Here is a 23,682-nt window from a genome sequence, read left to right on the forward strand (position 1 = left end):
TCAAAAGTCCGGGTTGCGGCAATAATCGGCAAAGCTCATGGCTTGCATATCTTTTTGCGACAGGGTTACGTCGCTTTCCTCGTGTGGCCACGGGATGCCAAGGTCTGGGTCGTTCCACATGATGGATCGTTCGGCCTCGGGGGTGTAGGGGGCGGAAACCTTATAGTGAACCTCAGTGTCGGGTTCGAGCGTTACGAAGCCGTGGGCAAACCCACATGGGATCAAAATCTGGTTCCATTCTGTCGCACTGATTTCAGCACTTACCCATTTCCCGAAAGTCTTGGACCCTGCGCGAATGTCCACGGCAACGTCGAGGATGCGTCCATGAGCAACGCGCACAAGCTTGTCCTGCGCATAGGGTGTGCATTGATAATGCAGGCCCCGCAAAACACCGGCATTGCATGACACCGACTGATTGTCTTGAACGAAAGACTGGAAAATGCCGGCATCGGCATAGGTCGTTTGATTATAGGTTTCCGAAAAGAACCCGCGTTCGTCGCTAAACTTTTTAGGAAAAAGCAGTTTTACGTCCGGGATGGCGAGGGCTTCAAACTTCATTATTACGGCCTGAGATGCTGCGGTCGAACCATTTTAAAGTAACACGAAAACCAGACAAAACGACCTATCGTATTTAAGCGTAAGAATAAAGTTGGAACGAAATTAATAGGTCCTGCTCCTAATCATTGTTGTCAGAGCGTGATGGTCGTACGGTACGTTGGTAACCGAATGGAGACGTGTGATGCGGCGTGGGCTTGCTGTTTTTGTGGTCTTTTTGCCAGCCCTTCTTGCGGCATGCGCACAAGACACGCGCCCAGTGGGCGATTTGGCGACGTTATCGTGTGATGCGCAACTTGCCTATATTGATGCGTTGGTCGCCCAAAACGGTGTGCGGAACGCGTCGGCTTCACCGGTTGCCGGGTTCGCATATCTTCGGGCCAACCGGAACTCTGTTTTATTGGCGCGCCAGCTTGATGATGACGGCGACGGGCAGGTTGATCAACCAGATCGCTGGCGGGACTTTATCGCACAGATGCGTGGCCTTGATCGCGACGCACGGCAAAGTGAAATGGCCAACCTTCCAGTTGCATCAGGTATCTCATTTGATCAGATTGAGGCGTGTGCCAACACGATGGCCGCGTCCCTGATGCCCGATCAGTATCCGGTGCTGTCTGCAGCGGTATTTGTGCCTGATGACTATCTTGATTTTCAGCGCATCGCGGGTCTGTATCCGATAACAGCCTTCGCGGCCTATTTCGGATATGAAGGATGGAAGCAGGAGAACTTTGCAAGTTTTGCGCGAAGGAGCGCGGATATTGCGGCGTCGGGAACGTGGTATGACTATGCTGTGCCCGGCTCTGTGCCTAACCCTGCTGATGACGGTTTTAGCGACATTGCACGGGATGCCTTTGGCCTGCTGCAGCCAACGGGTGCCGAGCTTGAAAAACTGGCGCGGGCCTATGCGCCGGTTTTTCGGGTGAGAACGGGAAGTGAGAGTGACAAGGTTGGACAGCCGAGCTTGCCCACGCGTGATGCTTTGGCCGTCGTCGATACAGATCATCCAAATATCTATTATCGCCTGAGCCATACATATTTTGCCGGAAAATGGCGGCCGCAAATCGTTTATGAGATCTGGTTCCCGGAGCGCCCGGCCACCAGCCGGTTTGATATTCTGGCTGGGCATTTTGATGCGTTGGTTTGGCGGGTTACCCTTGATGATGATGGCACGCCGTTGATCGGCGATACGATCCATGGCTGTGGCTGTTATCACATGTTCTTTCCGAGCCAAACTTTGCAGCGAATCACCGCGCCAGAAGACAACGACATTCGCGAAACGGCGGAAATGCCCGCGGGATATGTTGATCAATCGATCTTGAGGCGTCCAGTTCTGTGGATAGATGAAACCAGCCATTATCTTCTGAAACTGACCGATGCCCGGGCTGACACAATGGCTGGTAATATGATCAGGCAAAACGCATCCCTTCGTCCGGCACAGGACTTGAGCCAGTTGCAGCTACAAAACGGGCAGGGCACGGCCAGCCTTTTTGATGAGGACGGATTTGTGCCCGGCACGGAACGGCTGGAATGGATTTTACTCTGGCCGATGGGGGTTGAGAAACCCGGTGCAATGCGCCAATGGGGGCATCATGCAACGGCGTTTGTCGGGCGGCGGCATTTTGATGAGCCTGGCTTGATGGATCGGTATTTCACGCCGCGCTGATCGGAACCCGTGATTGTGTGCCACATTATTGCCTTTTGCGCATTGCGGTGGCGCATGATACCTCTATCGGGCTGGCCCATTCTGTTTATGGCGGCACCATGGCCGCCAAGGCCCGATTTGGGCCAATGTCGCGGAATTCATGATATTTTTGCGACGAACATGCCAATCCTATTGACAAAAATCACCCACTCCAATACATCCTGTTAGCACTCGCCGGGGGTGAGTGCTAATACGGGCTCATCCCGGTTAGTCGTAGTTTTAAACGAGCCTTTAGCTTTAACACGGAGTTGTCTAAAATGAAGTTCCGTCCGCTGCATGATCGCGTCCTGGTCCGTCGTGTCGAGTCCGACACCAAGACTGCCGGTGGCATCATTATTCCGGATACCGCGAAAGAAAAACCGCAGGAAGGCGAAGTCGTCGCTGTGGGTTCTGGCGTGCGTAAAGATGACGGCTCTGTCGTCGCGCTTGACGTCAAATCAGGTGACAAAGTCCTGTTTGGCAAATGGTCAGGTACCGAAGTCAAGGTTGACGGCGAAGAGCTGTTGATCATGAAAGAGTCCGACATTATGGGCATCATGGAATAAGTCAGCCCTTTGGGTGATTTATGTCCACGTTCATCCGTCTCATAGAGAGGAAAGAATATTATGGCTGCTAAAGACGTAAAGTTTTCTACCGATGCACGCGCTAAAATGCTGCGTGGTGTCGACATCCTAGCAGATGCTGTCAAGGTGACGCTCGGCCCGAAAGGTCGTAACGTTGTTATCGAAAAATCCTTTGGCGCACCGCGCGTGACCAAAGACGGTGTTACCGTTGCCAAAGAAATCGAACTTTCTGACAAGTTCGAAAACATGGGCGCACAGATGTTGCGTGAAGTTGCCTCACGTACCGCCGATATGGCGGGTGACGGCACCACCACTGCAACCGTTCTGGCGCAGGCGATTGTGCGTGAAGGCAACAAATCTGTTGCTGCGGGCATGAACCCGATGGACCTGAAACGCGGTATCGATCTTGCGACGACCAAAGTCATCGAATCGATCCAGAGCCGTGCACGTAAAGTAACCGGCCGCGATGAAATCGCACAGGTTGGTAACATTTCGGCAAACGGTGACCGTGAAGTCGGCGACATGATCGCTGAAGCCATGGAAAAAGTTGGCAACGAAGGTGTTATCACCGTCGAGGAAGCCAAAGGTCTGCACACTGAACTCGACGTTGTCGAAGGCATGCAGTTTGACCGTGGTTACCTGTCGCCGTATTTCGTAACCAACCCTGAAAAGATGGTTGCAGATCTCGACAATCCTTACGTTCTTCTGTTCGACAAAAAAGTTTCTTCGCTGCAGCCGATGCTGCCGCTTCTTGAAGCTATTGTTCAGTCGGGCAAGCCGCTTCTTATCATTGCGGAAGACGTCGAAGGCGAAGCATTGGCAACCCTGGTTGTCAACAAGCTGCGCGGTGGTCTGAAAATCGCTGCTGTTAAAGCACCGGGCTTTGGTGACCGTCGTAAAGCAATGCTTGAAGACATCGCCGTTCTTACCGGTGGTCAGGTTGTTTCCGAAGATCTCGGCATCAAACTTGAAACCGTTACGCTCGACATGCTCGGCACCGCGAAATCGATCACCATCACCAAAGAAGAAACCACCATCGTTGATGGTGCTGGTGAGAAAGCACAGATCGAAGCACGTGTTGCCCAGATCCGCGCTCAGATCGAAGAAACCACTTCTGACTACGATCGCGAAAAACTGCAGGAACGTCTTGCGAAACTCGCAGGCGGTGTTGCCGTGATCAAAATCGGTGGCGCTTCGGAAGTCGAAGTTAAAGAACGTAAAGACCGCGTTGACGATGCCCTGCACGCAACCCGCGCTGCTGTCGAAGAAGGCATTGTTGCTGGTGGCGGTACGGCTCTGCTGTACTCTGTCCGTGCGCTTGAAGGTCTTGAAGGCGAGAACCACGACCAGACCATCGGTGTGGACATCGTTCGCCGTGCGCTTCAGGCGCCGGTTCGCCAGATTGCTCAGAACGCAGGTGTTGACGGTGCGGTTGTTGCCGGCAAACTGCTTGAGCAGGATGACGTTGAGTTTGGTTATGACGCCCAGAAAGGCGAATACACCAACCTCGTTAAAGCTGGCATCATCGATCCGGCCAAAGTTGTTCGTACTGCCCTGCAGGACGCAGCATCGGTCGCTGGTCTGCTGATCACCACCGAATGCATGATCGCTGATAAACCGGAAGATAAATCTTCTGGTGGCGGCGCACCTGACATGGGTGGCATGGGTGGTATGGGCGGCATGGGCGGTATGGGCTTCTAAGCCTTACCAACCAACCGACCTATTTGCTACGGAAAGGGGCCTCGCATTTGCGGGGCCTCTTTTCTTTTGTGCTTTTCTCTAAAACAAAGAAAAGCCCCGCCACAATCTGTGGCAGGGCTTTGTCTTGAGCGCGCCTAAAAGGCTAGCCAAACAGCTTTTTCAATGCGCGTGGCTGACACCGCAAATACTGGTTGGCGGCTTTGACTTCGGCCCCCAGTGTTGCGGCCGCATGCCATGGCCAGCGCGGATCATAGAGAATGCCGCGTGCAAGGGCGATGGCATCTGCCTGACCGGTAAAGGTGATGGCTTCTGCCTGTTCGGCCTCGGTAATCAGGCCAACCGCAATTGTCGTGATGCCGGTTTCCGATTTGATGCGATCGGCAAAGGGGACTTGATAGTTTGGGCCAAGCGGGATTTTCTGATCAATATGCAGGCCGCCTGATGAGACGTGGATAAAGTCGCATCCACGTGCTTTGAGGGCCTTTGCCAACTCAACGCTTTGATCAATGTCCCAGCCGCCCTCAACCCAGTCACTGGCCGATATGCGCATGCCGACGGGGAAGTCCGTGCCGACTTCGCGGCGGACTGCGTCATAGACTTCGAGGGCAAAGCGCATACGGTTTTCAAGCGATCCACCATATTCGTCATCGCGCTTGTTAGAATGCGGGGACAAAAACTGATGGAGCAGATAGCCATGCGCACCATGGAGTTCGATGGCCTCAAACCCGATGCGAAGGGCGCGCTTTGCACTGTCGGCAAAGGCTTGCACAATTTCGGCCATGCGTGACTTGGAAAGGGCTTCGGGGGTTGGGTCACCCTGTTTAAAGGGGACTGCAGACGGTGCAACGACCTGCCAGCCGTTCTTGTGGTCAGGATCAATGGCAGCGCCACCGTCCCATGGTTTTTCACAGGATGCCTTGCGCCCGGCATGGGCCAGTTGGATGGCGATTGGCATGTCGGAATGGCTGCGCACGGCCTTGATGGTTTTATCAAGGCTGGCCTCGGTTGTGTCATCCCACAGGCCAAGATCGCCGTAGGTGATGCGTCCTTCGGGCTCGACCGCACTTGCTTCTATGATCAGAAGTCCTGCGCCAGATTGGGCAAGGTTGCCCAGATGCATGTCATGCCATGCGGTGGAGCTTCCGTTGTTGGCGGAATACTGACACATCGGCGCAATGATAATGCGATTATCGAGGGCCAGTTTCCCCAAAGACAGGGGCGAGAATAAAGTGCTCATGGAATATCCTTGATATAGGGGAGGCGGCGGGGAACCCGCCATGCAATGGGCTGAAGCTAGTCCTTGGCCGCAGACTCCGCCAGTCCCAAAGTCAGTTTTTCCAAGGAATGGAATGTCAGCGGAGAAAAATCAAAAAAAGATCAAAAAAATGCATCTGGCGACTTGCGGAAATTTTCACCCGATCTATCTCAAGGAGGCAAAGGGGCATGGTGCCCTGATACGCGTCACGGTTGCAGCCTGGTCTGGACCACCGACGCAAGGATACTCGTCTGTAATGGAGGGTTATTATGACTGGACTTCAGAACCTTAATGGATCCGCACGTCGTCTTTCTTCTTCGCCGATTGCTGCCGATCCTTTCACCCTTATTTCCCGTGGTTTCGGGCGTGATTTCGACCAAATGATCGGTTCGATCTTTGGTGATCGTGCCGTGCCGTCCAAAGCCGCCTCTGGCGCGAATGGTGATGCGCAATCGGTTTTAAGCCCGCGGATCGACGTCCATGAAACCGACGATCATATTGAACTGTCGGCCGAACTTCCCGGTGTCGAACAAAGTGATGTCGATGTTTCGGTTCTCGAAGGTGTTTTGACCGTCACGGGGGAAAAGAAAACCACCCGTGAAAGCAATGAAGGTGCCCGCGTTGTTGAACGCAGATATGGTAGTTTCAAGCGGTCGTTCCGTCTTCCCGACACCATCGATGCCGACAATATTGCCGCATCGTTTAAAAATGGTGTTCTGACACTTACTCTTCCAAAAGTTGTGGAAGAAAAACCTGAGCCGCGCAAAATTACCGTCAGCGGCTAGGCCTTACCTCATCCTCCCTGAACTTGTCTTCTCTGTGTTGCCTGACGGGCGGTTTTTACCGCCCGTCTTTTTTGTGGCCGTCAGGGATTTAAAGTGATGGATGGCGGGCGCAGTTTTCAAGCGGCATATCAAAAACCCCGGTTTCATCAAACCGGTCGAGTGCGTCATGCCAAGGTTTAAGATCAATGCCCTGAGCCTTGATCCAGTCCGGATTATAGTAGGTGTCGCGATACCGGTCCCCGCCATCACACAGGAGCGTCACAACAGAGCCCTTTTCACCAGCCTTGTTCATGTCGCTGATCAACGACAAGGTGGCGATCAGGTTGGTGCCGGTTGAGCCGCCGCAGCGACGGCCAAGATGCTTTTCAAGGTATTGCAAGGCGGCAAAGCTTGCGGCATCGGGAATGCGATACATCCGGTCAACGACATTTGGATTGAAACTGGGTTCAACGCGGGGGCGTCCAATGCCCTCGACGCGTGATCCCTTATCCCCGGTGATACTGCAATCACCTGTTTCATAGCCATTATAGAAAACCGAATTTTCCGGGTCGGCCACGCACAGTTCGCAGCCTTGCCCAAGGATACGGCCATATCGGATGTAGCGGCCAATGGTTGATGACGTGCCGCCGGTGCCAGCCCCGACAATGACCCAGCGTGGAACAGGATGCGGTTCGTGTTTAAGCTGTTCAAAGATGCTTTCGGCGATGTTGTTGTTACCACGCCAGTCGGTTGCCCGTTCGGCATAGGTGAACTGGTCCATGTAATGGCCGCCGAGTTCACGGGCCAGACGTTGTGATTCTTCGTAAATCTGACCGCTTTGGTCGACCAGATGGCTTTCGCCACCATAAAACGCAATCTGATCAATCTTTTGCTGCGATGTGGATTTGGGCATCACGGCGATAAAGCGCAGGCCCAGAAGACGTGCGAAATAGGCTTCTGAGACCGCCGTGGAGCCGCTGGACGCTTCAATCACCGGGGTGTCTTTGGTGATCCAGCCATTACACAGCCCATATAGGAACAACGAGCGGGCCAGACGATGTTTTAGACTGCCGGACGGATGGGTCGATTCATCTTTGAGATACAAGCCAATCCCGTCAAGCGGGGGCAAATCCAACCGGATCAGATGCGTATCGGCGGACCGGTTAAAATCGGCTTCGATGGTGCTGATGGCTTCGGCAACCCATTGGCAGTCATATGGCATGTCGCATCCTGATACTGTTTTTTAGACGTTATTTTCGATATGGGGCCAGAGATAAGGGATTATAATACAAAAAACGAGCGTGAAATTGTCTCGATACATTTTGACGAAACGTACGAATTAAAACAGATTGGACTTGCTAACACTTTTTTCAAAGCTAACACTCTATAGTGAGTGTCGCGATTCTATCGATCTGATTAGGTGACTTGGAAATCATGGCTGACAAAGAAAAAGATCCATTTGCGGCCCGTCACGGGTCTGAGATAGGTGCGGCCTATGATGTGCCTGTGCGTGTTTCGACCGTGATTGGCAAAAGCCAGATTCAGGTAGCACAGCTGATGCGCTTAACGCGCGGGGCGGTATTGGAGCTTGATCGTCGTGTGGGCGAGCCCGTTGATATTTACGTCAACAACCGTCTGGTCGCGCGCGGTGAGCTGGTTGTGGTCGATGATAATTTGGGTGTCACCATCACAGAAGTGGTCAAAACCGGGACGATTATCGAAACCCATCACTGATCTGTTTTTACGCGATACAAAAAGTCAAACCACCGCGCCAAACTGGTCGGTGGTTTTTTTGTTTCACGCAGCATGGAACCTCGGCAGTTGCTAGGCGTTTGATTGCAAAGCTCCTTTAAAATGCCATATTACAGCCAAAGGCTGTATTGGTCTTTCTTGACCTCAATTAAAACGAGGGCGAACTCCATGCTTAATTTCCTGACGTCCGGGCTGCTGGCCCTGATTGGTCTTGCACTTGCCGGTGGCGGTGTCTGGCTGATTGCTGTTGGTGGCAGTTGGTACTACGCATTGGCAGGGCTGGCTTTTCTGGTTGCTGCCTTCTTGTCGTTTAAACGCAAACCTGCACTGTTGCCGTTCTATGGCCTGTTTCTGATTGCCAGTCTGATCTGGGCCGTCTGGGAAACCGGCTTTGATTGGTGGCAGCTTGGGCCGCGCGGCGGGATTACGGTCCTGATTGGCTTGTGGCTGATTACACCGATGTTTCGCAAAACGCTGACGTCGGGGAAACCCGTGCCTGATGTCAAACCGGCACGGTCCTTCTTGCTTGAAGGAAGTGTGGTGCTGGCGGTTGTTGTTGCGGTTTATTCCATGTTGAATAACCCCCATGAAATCGCCGGACGTTTGCCAAGTGAGCCGGTCGCAAGCAGTCCGGCATATGGTGGCACGGTTCCCGATGGCGATTGGCATCAGTATGGCCGCACGCCATTTGGACAGCGGTACTCACCACTTGATCAGGTCAATGTGGATAATGTCGCATCGCTGGAGCAGGCGTGGGTCTATCAGACAGGCGACATGAAGCGCGTTGATGATGTGCCTGAAACCACCTATCAGGTGACCCCGCTTAAGGTCGGTGAAACGCTTTATCTGTGTACGCCACATAGCTGGGCAATTGCCATTGACGCAAAGACCGGCCAGGAAAAATGGAAATATGATCCCGGCATTCCGCAAAACCCGGATCGTCAGCACCAGACATGTCGCGGTGTGACCTATTACAAAGACCCGGCGGTAACGGAAAACGGGCCATGTACGGCACGTGTTTTCCTGCCGACATCGGATGCGCGCCTGATTGCGCTTGATGCGGACACGGGCGAGGTTTGCCCGTCGTTTGGCGATGAGGGCACGGTGCACCTTGAAGAAAACATGCCCTATAACCCCGAGGGGTATTACTATTCGACGTCACCGCCCGTCGCGGCGGCAGGCAAAATCATCATTGGCGGGGCTGTGAATGACAATTATTCGACCAAGTCGCAGTCTGGTGTCATTCGCGCCTATGACATTAACACTGGTGAGCTGATCTGGAATTGGGACTCGGGTAATCCCGAACAGACTGAACCGATCCCAGATGATCAGACCTATACCGCCAATTCACCCAACAGCTGGTCGGTGTCGAGTGCCGATGAAGCGCTTGGTATGATCTATGTGCCACTGGGCAACAAGGTGCCCGATCAGCTTGGCATGAACCGCGACGAGAATGTGGAAACCTATTCATCCTCCATCGTCGCACTTAGCCTTGAAACAGGGCAGGTTCAGTGGGTGCGTCAGACCGTCCACCATGACCTTTGGGATATGGACGTTCCGGCCCAACCGGCGTTAATTGATATCACACAGGATGGTCAAACAGTTCCGGCCCTTGTCGGTCCGACCAAGCAGGGCGATATCTATGTCCTTGATCGCCGGACCGGGGAGCCGATTATTCCGGTTAATGAAGTTCCCGCACCGGGTGGTGCGATCCCCGAAGATTTTACTGCACCAACACAGCCGGTTTCTGATTTGACCTTTATGCCTGATCCACTGACCGAAAAGGATATGTGGGGCATGACCCTGTTTGATCAGATGGCATGTCGTATCGCGTTCCATCAGTTGAAATATGAAGGACGCTATACCCCGCCATCCTTGCAGGGCACACTGGTTTATCCGGGGAATTTCGGGACCTTTAACTGGGGCAGTGTTGCGGTTGATCCGGAACGTCAGGTGATGTTTGGCATGCCGACCTATCTTGCCTTTACCTCAAAATTGATCCCGCGTGCCGAAGTGCCGCCGCGCGGTACGGAAAAAGCCAGCGAAATGGGCATCAACCGGAACGAAGGTGCTGACTACGCAGTGAGTATGGGGCCATTCCTGTCCCCGCTTGGCGTTCCGTGTCAGGCCCCGCCTTGGGGCTATGTTGCCGGGGCTGATTTGCGCACGGGCGAGATTGCCTACATGCACAAAAACGGTACGGTCGAAGACATGACGCCTTTGCCCTTGCCGTTTAAACTCGGTGTGCCCGGAATTGGTGGTCCAATCATGACCAAGGGGGGCGTCGCGTTCCTTGGTGCCGCGGTGGATAACTATTTCCGTGCTTATGATGTCTCGACAGGGGATCAGCTTTGGGAAACGCGGCTTCCGGCTGGTGGGCAGTCCACCCCAATGACCTATGAAACCGATGACGGGACGCAATATGTGCTGATCGTTGCCGGGGGGCATGGGTCCATCGGGACGACGCCGGGCGATTACGTGATCGCTTACAAATTGGCGGAATAAACCTGTACGCCAGACTTAAAACAACAAAGGCACCTGTTATCGCAGGTGCCTTTGTTGTGTTTTGGCTATAGCTGTATATCTATTGCGCGGCTTCGTTGTTCAGGCGGTCATGGACGCGTTTGATTTCTTCGGGGCGCAGCCGTGGCTCAAGGGATGTGACGGCGGCTTTTGCATCCATCTTTTCTTTTTCTTCTGCGCCGGGGGGGAAGGTGATGTTGCCGCGCGCAGCCCGCGTGAGCCAATAATAGGATTCGGCATAGTTTTGCGCGATACCCCAGCCGCGTTCGTACATGGCCCCTAACATGAACTGGGCCGCGTGCATGTTACCCTTGGCAGCAATTTCAAAATAGTGGGCGGCTTCGACGTAGTTTTGCTGGGCTCCACGGCCATGATAATATTGCGCCCCGATCAGATAGGCCGCATTGCTATTGGTTGGTGCGGCACGCAGGGCGCGTTTAAAGTATTCCGTTGCCCTGAACTGATCGTAGTTCAGGCCCCAACCATTAAAATAAAGCACCCCGATATAGTAAATCGCACCAGCATGGTTGGCCTGTGCGGCATACATGAACCATTTGGCGGCTTCTTCGTAATTGGCGGGGCCAGTGTTGCCGCGATAATACAGCAGACCCAGCGCATATTGCGCACGTGGGTCGTCATTCTGCGCCGCCAGTCGCCATTGCGCGCGTGCCATTTCATAATTACCCGCCTGATAGGCACGATATCCTGATTGATAATCGCCACCCGCCGTATTGGCGTGTGCATTGTTAGGGACAAATTGTGCGGTAAGCAGAAAGCTTGCGACAAGGGCAATGCCCCAACCAAGGCGGAGTTGAGTACGCAGAGATATCAAAAAATGACCGATCAGGAATTGGATTTGAAAAGAGGGACCACTTTGCGCGCGCGGCCTTCGATGGCGTCGAGAACCTTGAGGATGTCCGAGCTTTGTTTTATCCGCTCGCCGCTGTGAAGGGCCAGATACTGGCCAGCATTTTTATGCTCGGCCCCAAGTTTGATGACTTGGAAAAGTGGCGTTTCATGGGTTGATCGGAAAATGGAAAACATCGCCATGCCATCAAGGTGGTCAATGGCATAATCGCGCCATGCGCCGCCTGCAACCTGACGTGAATAGGTGTTCATGAGTCTCATAAGTTCAGCCCGGTCAAAATGGACAAAGCTTTTGGCTTTGCGGTATTTGGCCAAATCGAACAATGTTCCCATGTCATGCTCCGGCGAGGTTGCATTCAGACCGACAGCATCAAGATGTGACTGTCATATGACACGGTAGCGTGGATTTATCCCCGCCTCAAGTTTCAATGACCAAATAAGGCGCGGTTTTGAAATCAACGACAAGGTTGAGCATGAGGAGAAAAGTGCTCGCGAACAGGCTGTTACAGGCTGCGCGAGCGGGTCGGTGGCCAATCAAGGGTCTGCGCACCCGTGTTGTATGGGTCAGGTGTGCGATAGCAGCTCACAGCGGCAAGCGACCGGTAACAGTAAAGCGGCGGTTCGGGGATCGGGTCTTTTTTGCAGTAGGATTTGCCATCAATTTTACGAATGGTGGAGCAATCCTGCCCGGTTGAAAGCGAGACGACGTGGTCGACCAGGGTTTTGTCGGTGTTGATGATGCTGACGACATCAAAAGCCAGATACCACTCAGCACCGGTAAACAGGCTGGTTCCAGCGATATCAGACATGGTTGTGCTGCATCCTGATACGCCCGTACCCAGCAGTGCGGCAAACAGCCCGGCAAGGATGCGTTGACGAATGACGCGCTTGGCATCGGCCCGGCTGTGGATAATTTGACGACGTTTCATGGTGGTCTCCGTCCCGACACCGGGCAATTTTGACCGATGACATTTAAAACTCTGTTCCCTCGAAGCCTTTCAAAGCAAGTAGCGTGCCGAAATGTGTCAGGTTGGGGCAACTGTCTGTCATATGGTCTCTGTGAACAGGATTTTTAGCCGTTTGGGCGTTTTCAGGGTTGATATTGGGCGCCGGGGCGAGCGCGCGCTGTGCGCAATTTTACGGAAATGGCCGTGCAGTGCGACCAAAACTGCCAATCAAGATGTGTTTTTGCGGGGCATGAGGCAATTCTTACCGCCCTTTGTGCCGGCAACTACGCACGCGTTGTCTGGTTGCCTAATCTGGCTTGAGAGCACGCAGAAGGCAAAATAATCGGCATAAAGGTGTGAATGACGTTGAGTAGACTTGACCCCTTGTATGCAGGCGCGTTAAATCCTTGCCGGAATTAATTCTGATAAGCGGGCAAGTTGCCCGCTTTCTTGTGACCGGATTGGAGCCGTTTTCGTGGTTGATATTTTCCAGGAAGTCGAAGAAGACCTGAAGCGTGAACGCAGCGAAGCGCTGTGGCGCAAATACGGTAAATACGTGATTGGCGTCGCTGGAGTCATCGTGCTGGGTGTTGCTGGTCGCGAAGGCTGGAAAACTTACGAACACAGCACCAGCATTGAAAATGGTACGCGTCTTGCCAACGCAATTGATCTGACCCAGTCGGGCGAAGGCAATCAGGATGCGGCACTCGCCGCACTTGATTCCATCATTGCCGATGGCAATGCGGGCTTTGTCGCACTTGGACATTTCCAAAAAGCAGCAGTTTACCTGCGTGCTGGCGTAAAAGAGTCGGCCGTTGCCGAACTTGAAGCCGTTGCCGGCAATGATGACATTGATCAGGTTTACCGCGATCTTGCGGTTGTCGAAATCGCCATGAACAATGCGACCCAAAGCAACGCCAATGATTTGATTGCGCGTCTTGAGCCAATCGCGGTTCCAGAAAACGCATGGTACTACTCCGCACGCGAGATGATTGCGATGCTGCATGTTGCGGCGGGCGAAATTGATGCCGCCAAGCCGCTTCTGACCGAAATTGCCGACGATAACGAAGCACCGTCGGGCATGCGGTCACGGGCAAGCGAGATTCTCAAGGCAATTGGTGCCTGACCACATCTAGAACAGATTTGGTCGGAATAACGTCCAGACCAATGCGATGCGAGCTTGAACCAGAGGATACGGTTTTGACGTCACGCGCTTTTAAGTCACTTATTTGTGTAATGGGCCTTTCGGGATTTCTCGCTGGCTGTTCCAGCTGGCTTGGTGAAGACGAAGCACCGCCGTTGCCCGGTGAGCGTATCTCGGTTCTTGCCCTGCAAAGTACGGTGCAGCCTGATATTGATCTTAGTGATCAGCGCGTTGTCCTGCCAGAACCGGAACCGATGGTCGATTGGCCGCAGAACGGTGGTTTTCCAAGTCATGCGCTTCATCATGTCGGGCTTGAGAACGATGTTCTTGAGCAAGACTGGTCGGTCAGCATTGGCGAAGGTTCAATGGATGACAACCTGTTGCTCAATCAGGCGATTGTTGCCCGTGGTGTGATCTTTACCATTGATGCCAGCGCAGAGGTTCGCGCCTTTGCCGCCACATCGGGTAAGGAAATCTGGTCGATTGAACTGGCACCCGAGGATGAAGAAGACAGTACGCTGCTTGGCGGTGGTCTTGCCTATGAGAAGGGCATCATTTACGCAACCACTGGCTTTGCCGAAGTCATTGCGATTGATGCACCCAGTGCGACGGTCCTTTGGCGTCAGCAGGTAAGTGCGCCGATGCGGTCCGCACCGACCGTACGTGGCGGGCGTGTGTTTGCCATTACGATTGATAACCAGACCATTGCGCTTAATGCGATGAGTGGTGAGTTGCTCTGGAGCCATCGCGGTGCATCCGAAGGAGCCTCCTTTATCGGCGGGGCAAGCCCGGCTGTGGATCAGGGGGTTGTGATTTCTGCTTATTCAACGGGTGAGCTTTATGCGCTTCGGGTTGAAAATGGTCAGGTGATCTGGTCGGATGCACTGGCGTCTGCCGGGCGGACCGATGCGGTGTCAGCCATTGCCGATATTCGCGGTTTGCCGGTGATTGATAATGACCTTGTGTTTGCGACCAGTAACTCGGGTTTGACGGTCGGAATTGACCTTCGGACCGGGTATCGTGTCTGGGAACTTGAGGCCGGTGGCATTCAATCGCCATGGGTTGCAGGCGATTATATATACGTCCTGACCAACACAAATGATCTGATTGCCTTGCGTCGGAAGACCGGACAGGTTAAATGGGTGACCGTTCTGCCACGTTTTGTCGATCCCGAAGATCAGGATGAACCGATTGTGTGGACCGGTCCGGTCCTGGTCGGTGACAGGTTGATCGTTGGTAACGAGCAGGGCGAAGTAATGACTGTTTCCCCTTATAGCGGTGAAATCATCGGCAAGGACGAAGTGTCCGGTCCGATTACCTTGCCGCCATCTGTTGCTGGTGACAGCCTTTACTTCCTGACTGCGGATGCCGATCTAATCGCATATCGCTGATCAGGTAAGAAAAAGTTTCCGCAAGGTTTCCTTGCAAGATTTGCGGTGCGCCGTGGGCTTTTGCCTCCGGCGCATATCGCCGTTTATAACGAGAGTCTGAAAGTCAGATGTCGCTAAAAGTTGCCATTATCGGTCGCCCCAATGTCGGGAAGTCGACCCTGTTTAACCGTCTGGTCGGTAAAAAGCTGGCCCTGGTTGACGACCAACCTGGCGTGACCCGTGATCGTCGCTATGGCAAGGGCCGTCTGGGCCATATGTCGTTCGATATCATTGATACCGCCGGTCTTGAAGAAGTGTTCGATAACTCCATCGAAGGCATGATGCGCCAGCAAAGTGAGATGGCGTTTGAGGAATGCGACGTTGCGCTGTTCCTGATTGATGCCCGTGCGGGTTTGACGCCACTTGATAACCATTTTGCCGATTGGTTGCGCAAACGCCAAAAGCCGGTCTATGTTATTGCCAACAAGCATGAAGGCATTAATCAGGACCCGGGGCTGTATGAGGCCTATGGTCTTGGTCTGGGCGATGTTGCGCCGATTTCTGCCGAGCATGGCCTTGGCATTGAATTGCTCTATGACATTCTTGAACCGCATTGGAAAGAATGGAAAGACGGCGTTCGCGACGAAAAGAAAAAAGCCCAGCAGGCCGCAGCCGAAGCCCAAAAGGATGCGGCGGCGGAAGCAGGTGATGACGGCTTTGATGATTTCGATAACGAAGACGATTTTCCCGATGATGATGGTGAAACATTCCCGTCGTTTGAGATCGAGCTTTTTGAAGACGACGAAGATGAAGATGGCGAGCTGATTGACGAAGGTCCGCGTGACAATTCGAAAATCCAGTTGGCGATTGTTGGTCGTCCAAATGCCGGTAAATCGACGCTGCTTAATCAGCTTCTGGGCGAGAACCGCGTGATGACGGGGCCGCAGGCCGGTTTGACCCGGGATTCGATCGCGGTCGATTGGGCCTATGAAGGACGTCCTATTCGTTTGGTCGATACGGCAGGCATGCGCCGCAAAAAGAAGATTGATGATCGTGTCGAACGGTTGTCAGTCGCAGATACGCTGCGCGTGATCCGTTATGCACAGGTCGTTGTCCTGATGCTTGATGCGACCAACACGCTTGATAAGCAGGACCTCACGATTGCGCGTATGGTGCTTGAAGAAGGCCGCGCGTTGATCATTGCGGTTAACAAGTGGGACACCATCATCGATAAGTCCGGTGTGATGCAGGCGCTGCGTGACAAGCTTGATACGTCCTTTGCACAGGCCAAGGGCATTCCGGTTCTGACGTTCTCGGCCCTGACCGGGCGTGGGACGGAACGTCTGATGCCGACCGTTCTTGATATCCACGATATCTGGAGCCGCCGCATTTCGACGTCCAAGCTGAACCGCTGGCTTGAAGTGGTGAGTGAACGTCACTTGCCGCCGGTTATTTCCGGACGCCGCATTCGTCTGCGCTATATGACGCAAGCCAAAGCGCGTCCGCCAAGCTTCTTTATCAACTGCTCCAAGGCGGCCGAACTGCCAGAAAGCTATACGCGTTACCTGATCAATGGTTTGCGCGAAGATTTCGACATGCCGGGCGTTCCGATCCGGGTTAATTTGCGCAGCAGTGATAACCCGTTTGCGAAAAAGAAAAAGAAGCGCTGAGCGTTTTGATCTTGATCCAACTCATTGTAAAACCGCCCCTGGAAACGGGGGCGGTTTTCTTTTTGGGACTCAAAACTTTATACTTTGGTTCGGGACGTCGATTTTTCTGTTTCTCAAGCGGACTAACTGTTCGAATTTCTCATTCAGTCCCCATATCTAATTGGGCGCGGACAAGTTGACTGTGATGTGCGACGTTATTGATAAGGGAATGGACGGGATAATCTAAATGCGTTTGAAGCATGTGCTGGTGGTTTGTTTTCTGGCTCTTTCGGTGCTGCCGTTGTTCGTGAGTTTCGGGATGCTTCAATCCTATTCTGCCACGCAATACCGCAACCAGATCGAAGACAAGCTGAACGCTGTTTCGCAGTTGGCAAAGCAACGTTTGACGGCGGCGATTGCACGCATCGAAGACAATACGACGTTGCTTGCGAACCGCACCCTGCTTCGCCAACAATTGGGCGAGTATGCGCAAACGCGCGAATATGCACTTTACGACACGATTGAAAACAGCCTGCGTGATGCCAAGAAGGGTATGGAACAGATTGTCGATATCAGCGTGTTTGCGCCCAACGGTCAGTTTATCGCCTCAATTAATCGGACGGCGACCTCCTTTGATCGTGCCATGCTCAAGGGGCGCGATCGGATTGTCTTCTTGCGCCATTCTCAGGAACTTATTGTCCGCAGTATTGTGGAGCTTGAGTTTGACGACAACATCGTGGGTTATATGGTCGCCGATTTTTCCGGCGATTTCATTCTTGACCTTGTCAATGATCAGACAGGCTTGGGGGAAACAGGCGAATGGCTGTTTGCTGTACGGGATGAAAACGGCGATGCGTTGTTTGCGGTGCCACTGAAATATGATGCAAGAGCCGCTTTTATCCGCCGAGTTGCCAAGGATCGTCTGGACGTACCAATTACGCAGGCACTCCTTGGCCAAGAAATCAACATGGCGAATGCGCATGATTATCAGGAACGGCCTGTCATGGCTTCTACGCGGTATATCAAAAGCATGGACATTGGCTTGGTCGCCAAGATCAATGAAAGCGAAGTAACCGCGATCATAGATGAGGCCAATAAATATCTTGTCATGCTGGGCTTCGCACTTGTGCTGATTGCCATTGTCGTTGGTGTCCTGATCGCCAGCCTGATTGCGAAACCGGTCGAGCAACTTCGCAAAGCGACACAGAAGCTGGCTTCTGGCGATTTTGATGTGCAGCCGGTTGAGGCCAGTTGGCGCGAGGCAAAGGACCTTGCAGCATCTTTTACCGATATGGCCGAATCCATTCACGATTTGCAGGAAAACCTGCAACATAAAGTCGAAGAACGTACACGTGACCTTGATGAGGCCAATCAACGTCTAATGGAGATTTCCGTGCGCGATCCATTGACCGGTGTCCATAATCGCCGCTATGTCATGGAACGGCTGGAGCAGGAGGCATCGAGAGCGCGGCGCTATAATGGTCAGTTGGCTGTGGCCATTCTCGATATTGATCACTTTAAGCAGGTCAATGATACTCTTGGGCACGCCACCGGGGACGAGGTTTTGATCGGTCTTGCGTTTTGTGTGGAACATACCCTGCGGACGTCTGACCTGTTTGGCCGTATCGGTGGTGAAGAATTCTGCATTGTCATTCCCGAGGCCGACAAAGAAGGCACATTGCTTTTGATCGAACGCATTCGATCTGCGATTGAGGCCTTGCCGTTTAATTTTGACGGCAAGCAGCTCAAAGTGACATGCAGTTTCGGGGTTGTCTTTTTGGCCGAGGAAATTGATAGCACAATGCTGCTGATGGAGTGCGCTGATAAGGCGCTTTACCATGCCAAGGAAACCGGACGAAACAAGATTGTCGTTTATAACGACATGCCAAAAGACCTTTTGGCAGAAACCAGCAAAGACAACGCCGGTTAAGCCACGAGTAGGCCGGGATATCGGGCCTTTACCTTATTCCATCGGGATTGATGGGCCATTGTCGATGATGTCGCGGATGTGATTGGGCAGGTCACTTTGCGTCAGGCGTTCCTGCATGCTGGCATCCTGTGTAAAGGCAAAGATGTCTGCCAGATCCTGCCCGGAAAAATCAACCTGATATCCTAGGTCTGCTTGCTGCAGATGAAGCATTTCATCCGCCCCGCGCCACATACGGGCGAAAAATTCAAACGGATTGCGCGACTGATCCATGTTGGATGCATCAAGACTGGGCGCAATGTCACCCCCGACATTATTCACCGCATGACATACAACGCAGCCGCGTTCGGCGAATAGGTCCTTACCGCGTTCTGCGCTCATTTGGGGCCATGACATCTTCGGATCATCCTGTGCAGCGTGGGATGGTGTCACACTGCCTGTCAGGGTCGCAAAACCAATCGTGCAAAAGGCTGCAAGTGACAGGAACTGTTTGCGATGGATGGCCGATTTCATATGACGTCCTTTGACGGAGTGTTGATGCGGGTAGGTCATGCTAACGATCCGACGGCGGGGAAAGCAATCAATTGATGGTGCTAACAGAATTTAAATTCAAAGGGTAGCGGCAAGAAACGCATGTTCCTTGCCGCGGGATGTCACGAAAAGCGTGGCGGGTTAAGCCGTGCAAAGCCTTCCTGAATGTAATAGGGGTAATGCGGATAGGGCGGGGTGCGTTTACTGACCTTATCAAGGCGTGCGGTCTGATCATCGTTAAGCGACCAGCCAACCGCGCCGAGATTGGCGATGAGCTGATCTTCTGTTCTCGCACCCAGAATAACCGACGAGACGGTCGGGCGTTGCAGCAACCAGTTAATCGCCACTTGCGGCACGGTTTTACCGGTTTCCCCGGCGATGTCGTCAAGCACATCGACAATGTCATAGAGCATTTCATCGTCAACAGGTGGGCCAAACTGTGCGGTTTCTTTTAACCTACTGCCACTTGGAAGCGGCGTGTTGCGGCGGACCTTTCCTGTAAGGCGGCCCCAGCCAAGCGGGCTCCAGACCAAGGCACCCAGTCCCTGATCTTCGGCCAGTGGCATCAGGTCCCATTCGTAATCACGCCCGACCAGTGAATAGTAGACCTGATGGGCGACATAGCGCGGATATCCATGGCGCTCGGCAATCGAAAGCGATTTCATGATTTGCCAACCCGCAAAGTTGGACGCACCGACGTAACGCAGTTTGCCAACCCGGATCAGGTCATCAAGCGTTGCCATAACTTCCTCAATCGGGGTTGTGGCATCAAACGCATGAAGTTGCAGGATATCGATATGGTCGGTGCCAAGACGCATCAACGCGGCATCGGTTGCTTTGATCAACCGATCACGTGATGTCCCATAGTCGTTGGGGCCGTCCCCCATCGGAAGTCCAAGTTTGGTCGATATCAGAACTTTGTCCCGACGCCCCTTGATGGCCGCCCCAAGGACGGTTTCCGATGCGCCGTCTGAATAGACGTCCGCGCTATCAAACAAGTTCATGCCGTGTTCCAGACTGATATCAATCATTCTGGTCGCCCCTTTGGAGTCAACCGTTCCCCAATTGGAAAAAAGTGGCCCAGTGCCGCCAAAGGTCCCAGCACCAAGGGACAATGCCGGCACGCGCAAACCTGATCGGCCAAGCTGTCTGTATTCCATGTCGGTCTCCATTTTTGTGAAATATCCAATGGGGCCGAATATGGACAGATGACTTATTTTCAACTAGAGGTATCTTGGGAATATTATTTGTGAGTTGAATTCAATATGGCGCGTCTGGATAGCAACCGGTCGGGAGAGATGGAAGTTTTCGTTCGTGTTGTCGAACGGGGTGGTTTTTCAGCCGCTGCAAAAGACTTCAACATGACACCGTCGGCCGTCAGTAAGCTTATCGGGCGGCTCGAAGACCGTTTATCGGTCAGATTGTTTAATCGCTCGACGCGCAGATTGCGTTTAACGGTCGAGGGACAGCGCTATTACGACCGGTCGGTACGTATTCTCGCCGATATGACTGAGGCAGAAGAAGAAGCCGCCAGTGTCGTGCAGCCTAAAGGAAAGCTGCGTGTCAGTGTCAATATGCCTGTGGGGCTGCATCGTATATTGCCATTGGTTCCTGAATTCCAAACGCTCTACCCCGACGTTGATCTGGACATCACGGTGAGCGACAAGGTCGTCGATCTTTATGAGGAACGGGCCGATATCGCCATTCGCAGTGGCCCGTTGCAATCATCTAGTCTGATTGCACGCAAGCTCGGCGATTGCAGAATGGTGATTGCAGCTGCACCGGCGTATCTGGAACGCCACGGAGTGCCGCAATCGATTGAAGACCTGAGTGAGCATGTGCTGATCGGCTACAATTTTCCACGTGCGATCAGCGAATGGTCATTTACCGTTAACGGCGCCATCAAGACCGTGATGCCCGGCGGAAAAATTTGTGTTGGGGATGCCGAAAGTGCCCGCAAGGTTGCTTTGGCGGGCGGTGGGATTGTGCGGCTGGCGGCGTTTCATGTCCGTGAGGATGTCAATGCGGGCGCGCTAAAGGTTCTGGTTGATCAGTTTAATACCGGGATCGGTGTTGAAATCCATGCTGTCTATATCGGGCAGGGCGGCAACATGCCCGCCCGTGTCCGTGCATTTCTTGATTTCTGTATTGAGCGCGTCGATCTGACATAAAAAAGGCCGGGAATGCCCGGCCTTTGGATGCGGTGTGTGGTCCGTGCTTAAAGCAACATGCTTTAGTACGCGTCGACAACTTCGCCGTGTTTGGTGCAATCGGATGCGGCCAGATCGACAAAGACATCCATGATGCTGTCAGCACTTGGCAACGTCTGTGGGTCTTCGCCCGGATAGGCTTCCGCGCGCATCTTGGTGCGGATACGCCCCGGATTGACCAGATTGACCCGCACAGACGTTTCTTCCATTTCCTGAGCATAGGACAGCACGAGGCTTTCCAATGCCGCCTTGGTGGACGCATAAAGCCCCCAGAAGGCACGTCCCTTTGCCGAGGCGTTCGAGGTCACGAAAATTGCCCGCCCCGCGTCAGAGAGCTGCAAAAGCTTGTCAGTTGTGCGGATCAGGTGGAAGTTTGCCGTAACGTTGGTGGCAAAAGTATTCTGGAATATCTGACTGTCGATATGACCGACCGGGGCCAGTTCCCCCAGAAGGGCAGCATTGCCGACAACGATGTCGAGCTTGCCAAACTTTTCATAAAGGGACGGACCGAGAATATCGATCTTTTCAAACATCGTCAGATCAAGCGGCAGCAAGGTCAATTTGCCAGCGGCTTCGCGGACTTCGTCATCAAGTTCTTCAAGTGCGCCAACGTTACGACCCACAGCAACAACCTGTGCACCCTCGGCGGCGAACCGCTTGGCAATTTCACGACCGATCCCGTGCGATGCACCGGTAACAAGTGCAACGCGTCCTTCAAGACGTTTGGCATCCGTCATGCAGATTGCCTTTCGACCAGTTGGCTGAGTTTACGGCCCTTGTTTTCGGCAGTGTGGTCGGTGAGCTTGATCGGGTAGTCACCCGTGAAGCAGGCATCACAGAATTCCGGGCTGTCATTGTCACGGCCGGTAAGACCGGTCGCACGATACAGGCCATCAATGGTGACAAAGGCCAAACTGTCGACGCCAATAAGTTTTGCCATGCTTTCAATGTCGTGATTGGCCGCCATCAGTTTGTCTTTGGACGGGGTATCAACACCATAGAAGCACGGGTTCATAGTCGGCGGGCTGGTGATGCGCATATGCACCTCTGCCGCACCGGCGTTGCGCACCAGATCGACGATTTTGGTCGAGGTGGTGCCGCGCACGATCGAGTCATCAACCAGAATAACGCGCTTGCCCTTCAGCTTGCCGGGGTTGGCGTTATGTTTCAGCTTCACGCCAAGGTGGCGGATCTGATCGGTTGGCTCGATAAAGGTACGACCTACATAATGGTTACGGATAATGCCAAGCTCAAAGGGAATGCCGCTTTCTTCTGCGTATCCAAGGGCGGACGGCACACCGGAATCGGGGATTGGCACGACAACATCGGCGTCAACGGCAGACTCACGGGCCAGTTCGCGGCCAATGTTTTTGCGCACGTCATAAACGCTGGTGCCTTCGACGATGCTGTCGGGACGGGCGAAATAGACATGTTCGAAAATGCAGAACCGCGATTTGACCGGCTTGAAGGGTTTGATTGATCGAACGCCATTGTCGGTAATCTCGACAACTTCGCCCGGTTCGACGTCGCGGATGAATTCCGCGCCAACGATATCAAGCCCAACCGTTTCCGAGGACAGGATATAGGCGTCATTCAATTTACCCAGAACCAGCGGACGCACGCCCAGCGGGTCACGCACACCGATCAGTTTTTTCTGGGTCATGACCACAAGGCTATAAGCGCCTTCGACCTGACGGATCGCATCGATCAGACGGTCAACGATCTTTTCATACAGGCTGGTCGCGATCAGATGAATGAAGGTCTCGGTGTCCGAGGTCGACTGGAAGATGGAGCCGCGTTTGACCAAACGTTCCCGTACGGCAAGCGAGTTGGTCAGGTTGCCGTTGTGGGCAATGGCAAGTCCGCCAAATTCAAAATCCGCAAACAGCGGCTGAACATTGCGAAGGCCTTTGCCGCCGGCGGTGGAGTACCGCACGTGGCCAACAGCACGGTGGCCGGGCAAGCTTTTGATTACGTCTTCCGATCCGAAGATATCACCAACCTGACCGGAGGCCCGGTGTGCGGGGAAATCTTCGCCGTCGTAGGATACAATTCCGGCTGCTTCCTGTCCGCGATGCTGCAAGGCATGAAGGCCAAGGGCCGTCAATGCCGTGGCATCTGGGGATCCGAAAACACCGAAAACGCCGCATTCTTCACGCAGCTTGTCGTCATCAAATGGATTGGTGGTCAGCATGAGTGGGTTCCGCTCTCTCGCCGGTGGC

The 23,682-nt window shown here is 53.4% G+C and carries 21 protein-coding genes; 11 read left to right on the plus strand and 10 right to left on the minus strand.

Going from position 1 to position 23,682, the window contains the following annotated elements; all coding sequences use genetic code 11:
- The gene (rfbC, locus tag COO92_RS18280; protein WP_101304438.1) at positions 1 to 558 is read right to left on the minus strand and encodes a dTDP-4-dehydrorhamnose 3,5-epimerase; all 558 of its coding nucleotides are present in this window, start codon (positions 556 to 558) and stop codon (positions 1 to 3) included.
- Positions 559 to 739: 181 nt separating this feature from the next.
- Here rfbC and COO92_RS18285 point away from each other — a divergent pair, with 181 nt between their 5' ends.
- The 3 genes from COO92_RS18285 to groL all read left to right on the plus strand — a co-directional run bounded on the left by COO92_RS18285 (position 740) and on the right by groL (position 4,521).
- Positions 740 to 2,218, plus strand: coding sequence for a hypothetical protein (locus tag COO92_RS18285; protein ID WP_101304439.1), 1,479 nt, complete (start codon positions 740 to 742; stop codon positions 2,216 to 2,218).
- A gap of 296 nt (positions 2,219 to 2,514) precedes the next feature.
- Positions 2,515 to 2,802: a co-chaperone GroES gene (gene groES, locus COO92_RS18290; protein ID WP_022730235.1), complete on the plus strand. Its 288-nt coding sequence runs from the start codon at positions 2,515 to 2,517 to the stop codon at positions 2,800 to 2,802.
- A gap of 60 nt (positions 2,803 to 2,862) precedes the next feature.
- On the plus strand, positions 2,863 to 4,521 hold the full coding sequence (gene groL / locus COO92_RS18295) for a chaperonin GroEL (protein WP_101304440.1): 1,659 nt from the start codon (positions 2,863 to 2,865) through the stop codon (positions 4,519 to 4,521).
- 142 nt (positions 4,522 to 4,663) lie between these two features.
- On the opposite strand, the gene COO92_RS18300 is transcribed toward groL, so the two are convergent.
- Positions 4,664 to 5,758, minus strand: coding sequence for an NADH:flavin oxidoreductase/NADH oxidase (locus COO92_RS18300; protein WP_101304441.1), 1,095 nt, complete (start codon positions 5,756 to 5,758; stop codon positions 4,664 to 4,666).
- Between the two features lie 287 nt (positions 5,759 to 6,045).
- Here COO92_RS18300 and COO92_RS18305 point away from each other — a divergent pair, with 287 nt between their 5' ends.
- Positions 6,046 to 6,561: an Hsp20/alpha crystallin family protein gene (locus COO92_RS18305; protein WP_101304442.1), complete on the plus strand. Its 516-nt coding sequence runs from the start codon at positions 6,046 to 6,048 to the stop codon at positions 6,559 to 6,561.
- 88 nt (positions 6,562 to 6,649) lie between these two features.
- On the opposite strand, the gene COO92_RS18310 is transcribed toward COO92_RS18305, so the two are convergent.
- Positions 6,650 to 7,762 carry a PLP-dependent cysteine synthase family protein gene (locus tag COO92_RS18310; protein ID WP_101304443.1) on the minus strand — a complete coding sequence of 371 codons (1,113 nt, stop codon included), beginning with the start codon at positions 7,760 to 7,762 and terminating at the stop codon, positions 6,650 to 6,652.
- Between the two features lie 212 nt (positions 7,763 to 7,974).
- Here COO92_RS18310 and fliN point away from each other — a divergent pair, with 212 nt between their 5' ends.
- Together fliN and COO92_RS18320 are read left to right on the plus strand one after the other, a co-directional pair.
- Complete coding sequence (gene fliN, locus COO92_RS18315; RefSeq protein ID WP_022730240.1) at positions 7,975 to 8,274, plus strand: flagellar motor switch protein FliN; 300 nt, start codon at positions 7,975 to 7,977, stop codon at positions 8,272 to 8,274.
- A 186-nt stretch (positions 8,275 to 8,460) separates the two neighbouring features.
- Entirely contained in the window at positions 8,461 to 10,797 is a 2,337-nt protein-coding gene (locus COO92_RS18320; protein ID WP_101304444.1) for a glucose/quinate/shikimate family membrane-bound PQQ-dependent dehydrogenase, read from the plus strand.
- 79 nt (positions 10,798 to 10,876) lie between these two features.
- Here the strand turns inward: COO92_RS18320 and COO92_RS18325 are convergent, their stop codons facing one another.
- The 3 genes from COO92_RS18325 to COO92_RS18335 all read right to left on the minus strand — a co-directional run bounded on the left by COO92_RS18325 (position 10,877) and on the right by COO92_RS18335 (position 12,611).
- A complete protein-coding gene (locus tag COO92_RS18325) occupies positions 10,877 to 11,647 on the minus strand; it encodes a tetratricopeptide repeat protein (protein WP_240626508.1) in 771 nt (256 codons plus the stop codon).
- Positions 11,648 to 11,658: 11 nt separating this feature from the next.
- Positions 11,659 to 12,015 carry a DUF2794 domain-containing protein gene (locus COO92_RS18330; protein ID WP_022730243.1) on the minus strand — a complete coding sequence of 119 codons (357 nt, stop codon included), beginning with the start codon at positions 12,013 to 12,015 and terminating at the stop codon, positions 11,659 to 11,661.
- Between the two features lie 170 nt (positions 12,016 to 12,185).
- Positions 12,186 to 12,611 carry a hypothetical protein gene (locus COO92_RS18335; RefSeq protein WP_101304445.1) on the minus strand — a complete coding sequence of 142 codons (426 nt, stop codon included), beginning with the start codon at positions 12,609 to 12,611 and terminating at the stop codon, positions 12,186 to 12,188.
- Positions 12,612 to 13,104: 493 nt separating this feature from the next.
- On the opposite strand from COO92_RS18335, the gene COO92_RS18340 reads away from it, so the two are divergent.
- The 4 genes from COO92_RS18340 (at position 13,105) to COO92_RS18355 (ending at position 18,722) form a co-directional block, all read left to right on the plus strand.
- Positions 13,105 to 13,755: a tetratricopeptide repeat protein gene (locus COO92_RS18340; RefSeq protein ID WP_101304446.1), complete on the plus strand. Its 651-nt coding sequence runs from the start codon at positions 13,105 to 13,107 to the stop codon at positions 13,753 to 13,755.
- A gap of 74 nt (positions 13,756 to 13,829) precedes the next feature.
- Positions 13,830 to 15,164 carry an outer membrane protein assembly factor BamB family protein gene (locus COO92_RS18345; RefSeq protein WP_240626509.1) on the plus strand — a complete coding sequence of 445 codons (1,335 nt, stop codon included), beginning with the start codon at positions 13,830 to 13,832 and terminating at the stop codon, positions 15,162 to 15,164.
- Between the two features lie 107 nt (positions 15,165 to 15,271).
- A complete protein-coding gene (gene der, locus COO92_RS18350; RefSeq protein WP_101304447.1) occupies positions 15,272 to 16,813 on the plus strand; it encodes a ribosome biogenesis GTPase Der in 1,542 nt (513 codons plus the stop codon).
- Positions 16,814 to 17,039: 226 nt separating this feature from the next.
- Positions 17,040 to 18,722 carry a sensor domain-containing diguanylate cyclase gene (locus COO92_RS18355; RefSeq protein WP_101304448.1) on the plus strand — a complete coding sequence of 561 codons (1,683 nt, stop codon included), beginning with the start codon at positions 17,040 to 17,042 and terminating at the stop codon, positions 18,720 to 18,722.
- 33 nt (positions 18,723 to 18,755) lie between these two features.
- Here COO92_RS18355 and COO92_RS18360 read toward each other — a convergent pair whose 3' ends face one another.
- Positions 18,756 to 19,271, minus strand: coding sequence for a c-type cytochrome (locus COO92_RS18360; protein WP_240626510.1), 516 nt, complete (start codon positions 19,269 to 19,271; stop codon positions 18,756 to 18,758).
- A 101-nt stretch (positions 19,272 to 19,372) separates the two neighbouring features.
- A complete protein-coding gene (locus COO92_RS18365; RefSeq protein WP_101304449.1) occupies positions 19,373 to 20,410 on the minus strand; it encodes an aldo/keto reductase in 1,038 nt (345 codons plus the stop codon).
- 105 nt (positions 20,411 to 20,515) lie between these two features.
- Here COO92_RS18365 and COO92_RS18370 point away from each other — a divergent pair, with 105 nt between their 5' ends.
- Entirely contained in the window at positions 20,516 to 21,421 is a 906-nt protein-coding gene (locus COO92_RS18370; protein ID WP_101304450.1) for a LysR family transcriptional regulator, read from the plus strand.
- Positions 21,422 to 21,483: 62 nt separating this feature from the next.
- Here COO92_RS18370 and COO92_RS18375 read toward each other — a convergent pair whose 3' ends face one another.
- Positions 21,484 to 22,197, minus strand: a complete 714-nt coding sequence (locus COO92_RS18375) for an SDR family NAD(P)-dependent oxidoreductase (protein ID WP_101304451.1) — start codon at positions 22,195 to 22,197, stop codon at positions 21,484 to 21,486.
- Positions 22,194 to 23,654 carry an amidophosphoribosyltransferase gene (gene purF / locus COO92_RS18380; protein WP_022730253.1) on the minus strand — a complete coding sequence of 487 codons (1,461 nt, stop codon included), beginning with the start codon at positions 23,652 to 23,654 and terminating at the stop codon, positions 22,194 to 22,196. Before purF ends, COO92_RS18375 begins: the two co-directional genes overlap by 4 nt.
- Positions 23,655 to 23,682 lie beyond the last annotated feature (28 nt).

The organism is Thalassospira lohafexi (assembly GCF_002844275.1).
Classification (GTDB): domain Bacteria; phylum Pseudomonadota; class Alphaproteobacteria; order Rhodospirillales; family Thalassospiraceae; genus Thalassospira; species Thalassospira lohafexi.

Bases quoted from the DNA above. Each gene is read 5' to 3' on its own strand.
- COO92_RS18375 (WP_101304451.1), bottom strand. From the start codon at position 22,197: ATGACGGATGCCAAACGTCTTGAAGGACGCGTTGCACTTGTTACCGGT.
- COO92_RS18310 (WP_101304443.1), bottom strand. From the start codon at position 7,762: ATGCCATATGACTGCCAATGGGTTGCCGAAGCCATCAGCACCATCGAA.
- COO92_RS18365 (WP_101304449.1), bottom strand. From the start codon at position 20,410: ATGGAATACAGACAGCTTGGCCGATCAGGTTTGCGCGTGCCGGCATTG.
- purF (WP_022730253.1), bottom strand. From the start codon at position 23,654: ATGCTGACCACCAATCCATTTGATGACGACAAGCTGCGTGAAGAATGC.
- groL (WP_101304440.1), top strand. From the start codon at position 2,863: ATGGCTGCTAAAGACGTAAAGTTTTCTACCGATGCACGCGCTAAAATG.
- COO92_RS18320 (WP_101304444.1), top strand. From the start codon at position 8,461: ATGCTTAATTTCCTGACGTCCGGGCTGCTGGCCCTGATTGGTCTTGCA.
- COO92_RS18335 (WP_101304445.1), bottom strand. From the start codon at position 12,611: ATGAAACGTCGTCAAATTATCCACAGCCGGGCCGATGCCAAGCGCGTC.
- COO92_RS18305 (WP_101304442.1), top strand. From the start codon at position 6,046: ATGACTGGACTTCAGAACCTTAATGGATCCGCACGTCGTCTTTCTTCT.
- fliN (WP_022730240.1), top strand. From the start codon at position 7,975: ATGGCTGACAAAGAAAAAGATCCATTTGCGGCCCGTCACGGGTCTGAG.
- COO92_RS18300 (WP_101304441.1), bottom strand. From the start codon at position 5,758: ATGAGCACTTTATTCTCGCCCCTGTCTTTGGGGAAACTGGCCCTCGAT.
- COO92_RS18285 (WP_101304439.1), top strand. From the start codon at position 740: ATGCGGCGTGGGCTTGCTGTTTTTGTGGTCTTTTTGCCAGCCCTTCTT.
- COO92_RS18360 (WP_240626510.1), bottom strand. From the start codon at position 19,271: ATGACCTACCCGCATCAACACTCCGTCAAAGGACGTCATATGAAATCG.
- COO92_RS18330 (WP_022730243.1), bottom strand. From the start codon at position 12,015: ATGGGAACATTGTTCGATTTGGCCAAATACCGCAAAGCCAAAAGCTTT.
- COO92_RS18355 (WP_101304448.1), top strand. From the start codon at position 17,040: ATGCGTTTGAAGCATGTGCTGGTGGTTTGTTTTCTGGCTCTTTCGGTG.
- der (WP_101304447.1), top strand. From the start codon at position 15,272: ATGTCGCTAAAAGTTGCCATTATCGGTCGCCCCAATGTCGGGAAGTCG.
- COO92_RS18370 (WP_101304450.1), top strand. From the start codon at position 20,516: ATGGCGCGTCTGGATAGCAACCGGTCGGGAGAGATGGAAGTTTTCGTT.
- groES (WP_022730235.1), top strand. From the start codon at position 2,515: ATGAAGTTCCGTCCGCTGCATGATCGCGTCCTGGTCCGTCGTGTCGAG.
- rfbC (WP_101304438.1), bottom strand. From the start codon at position 558: ATGAAGTTTGAAGCCCTCGCCATCCCGGACGTAAAACTGCTTTTTCCT.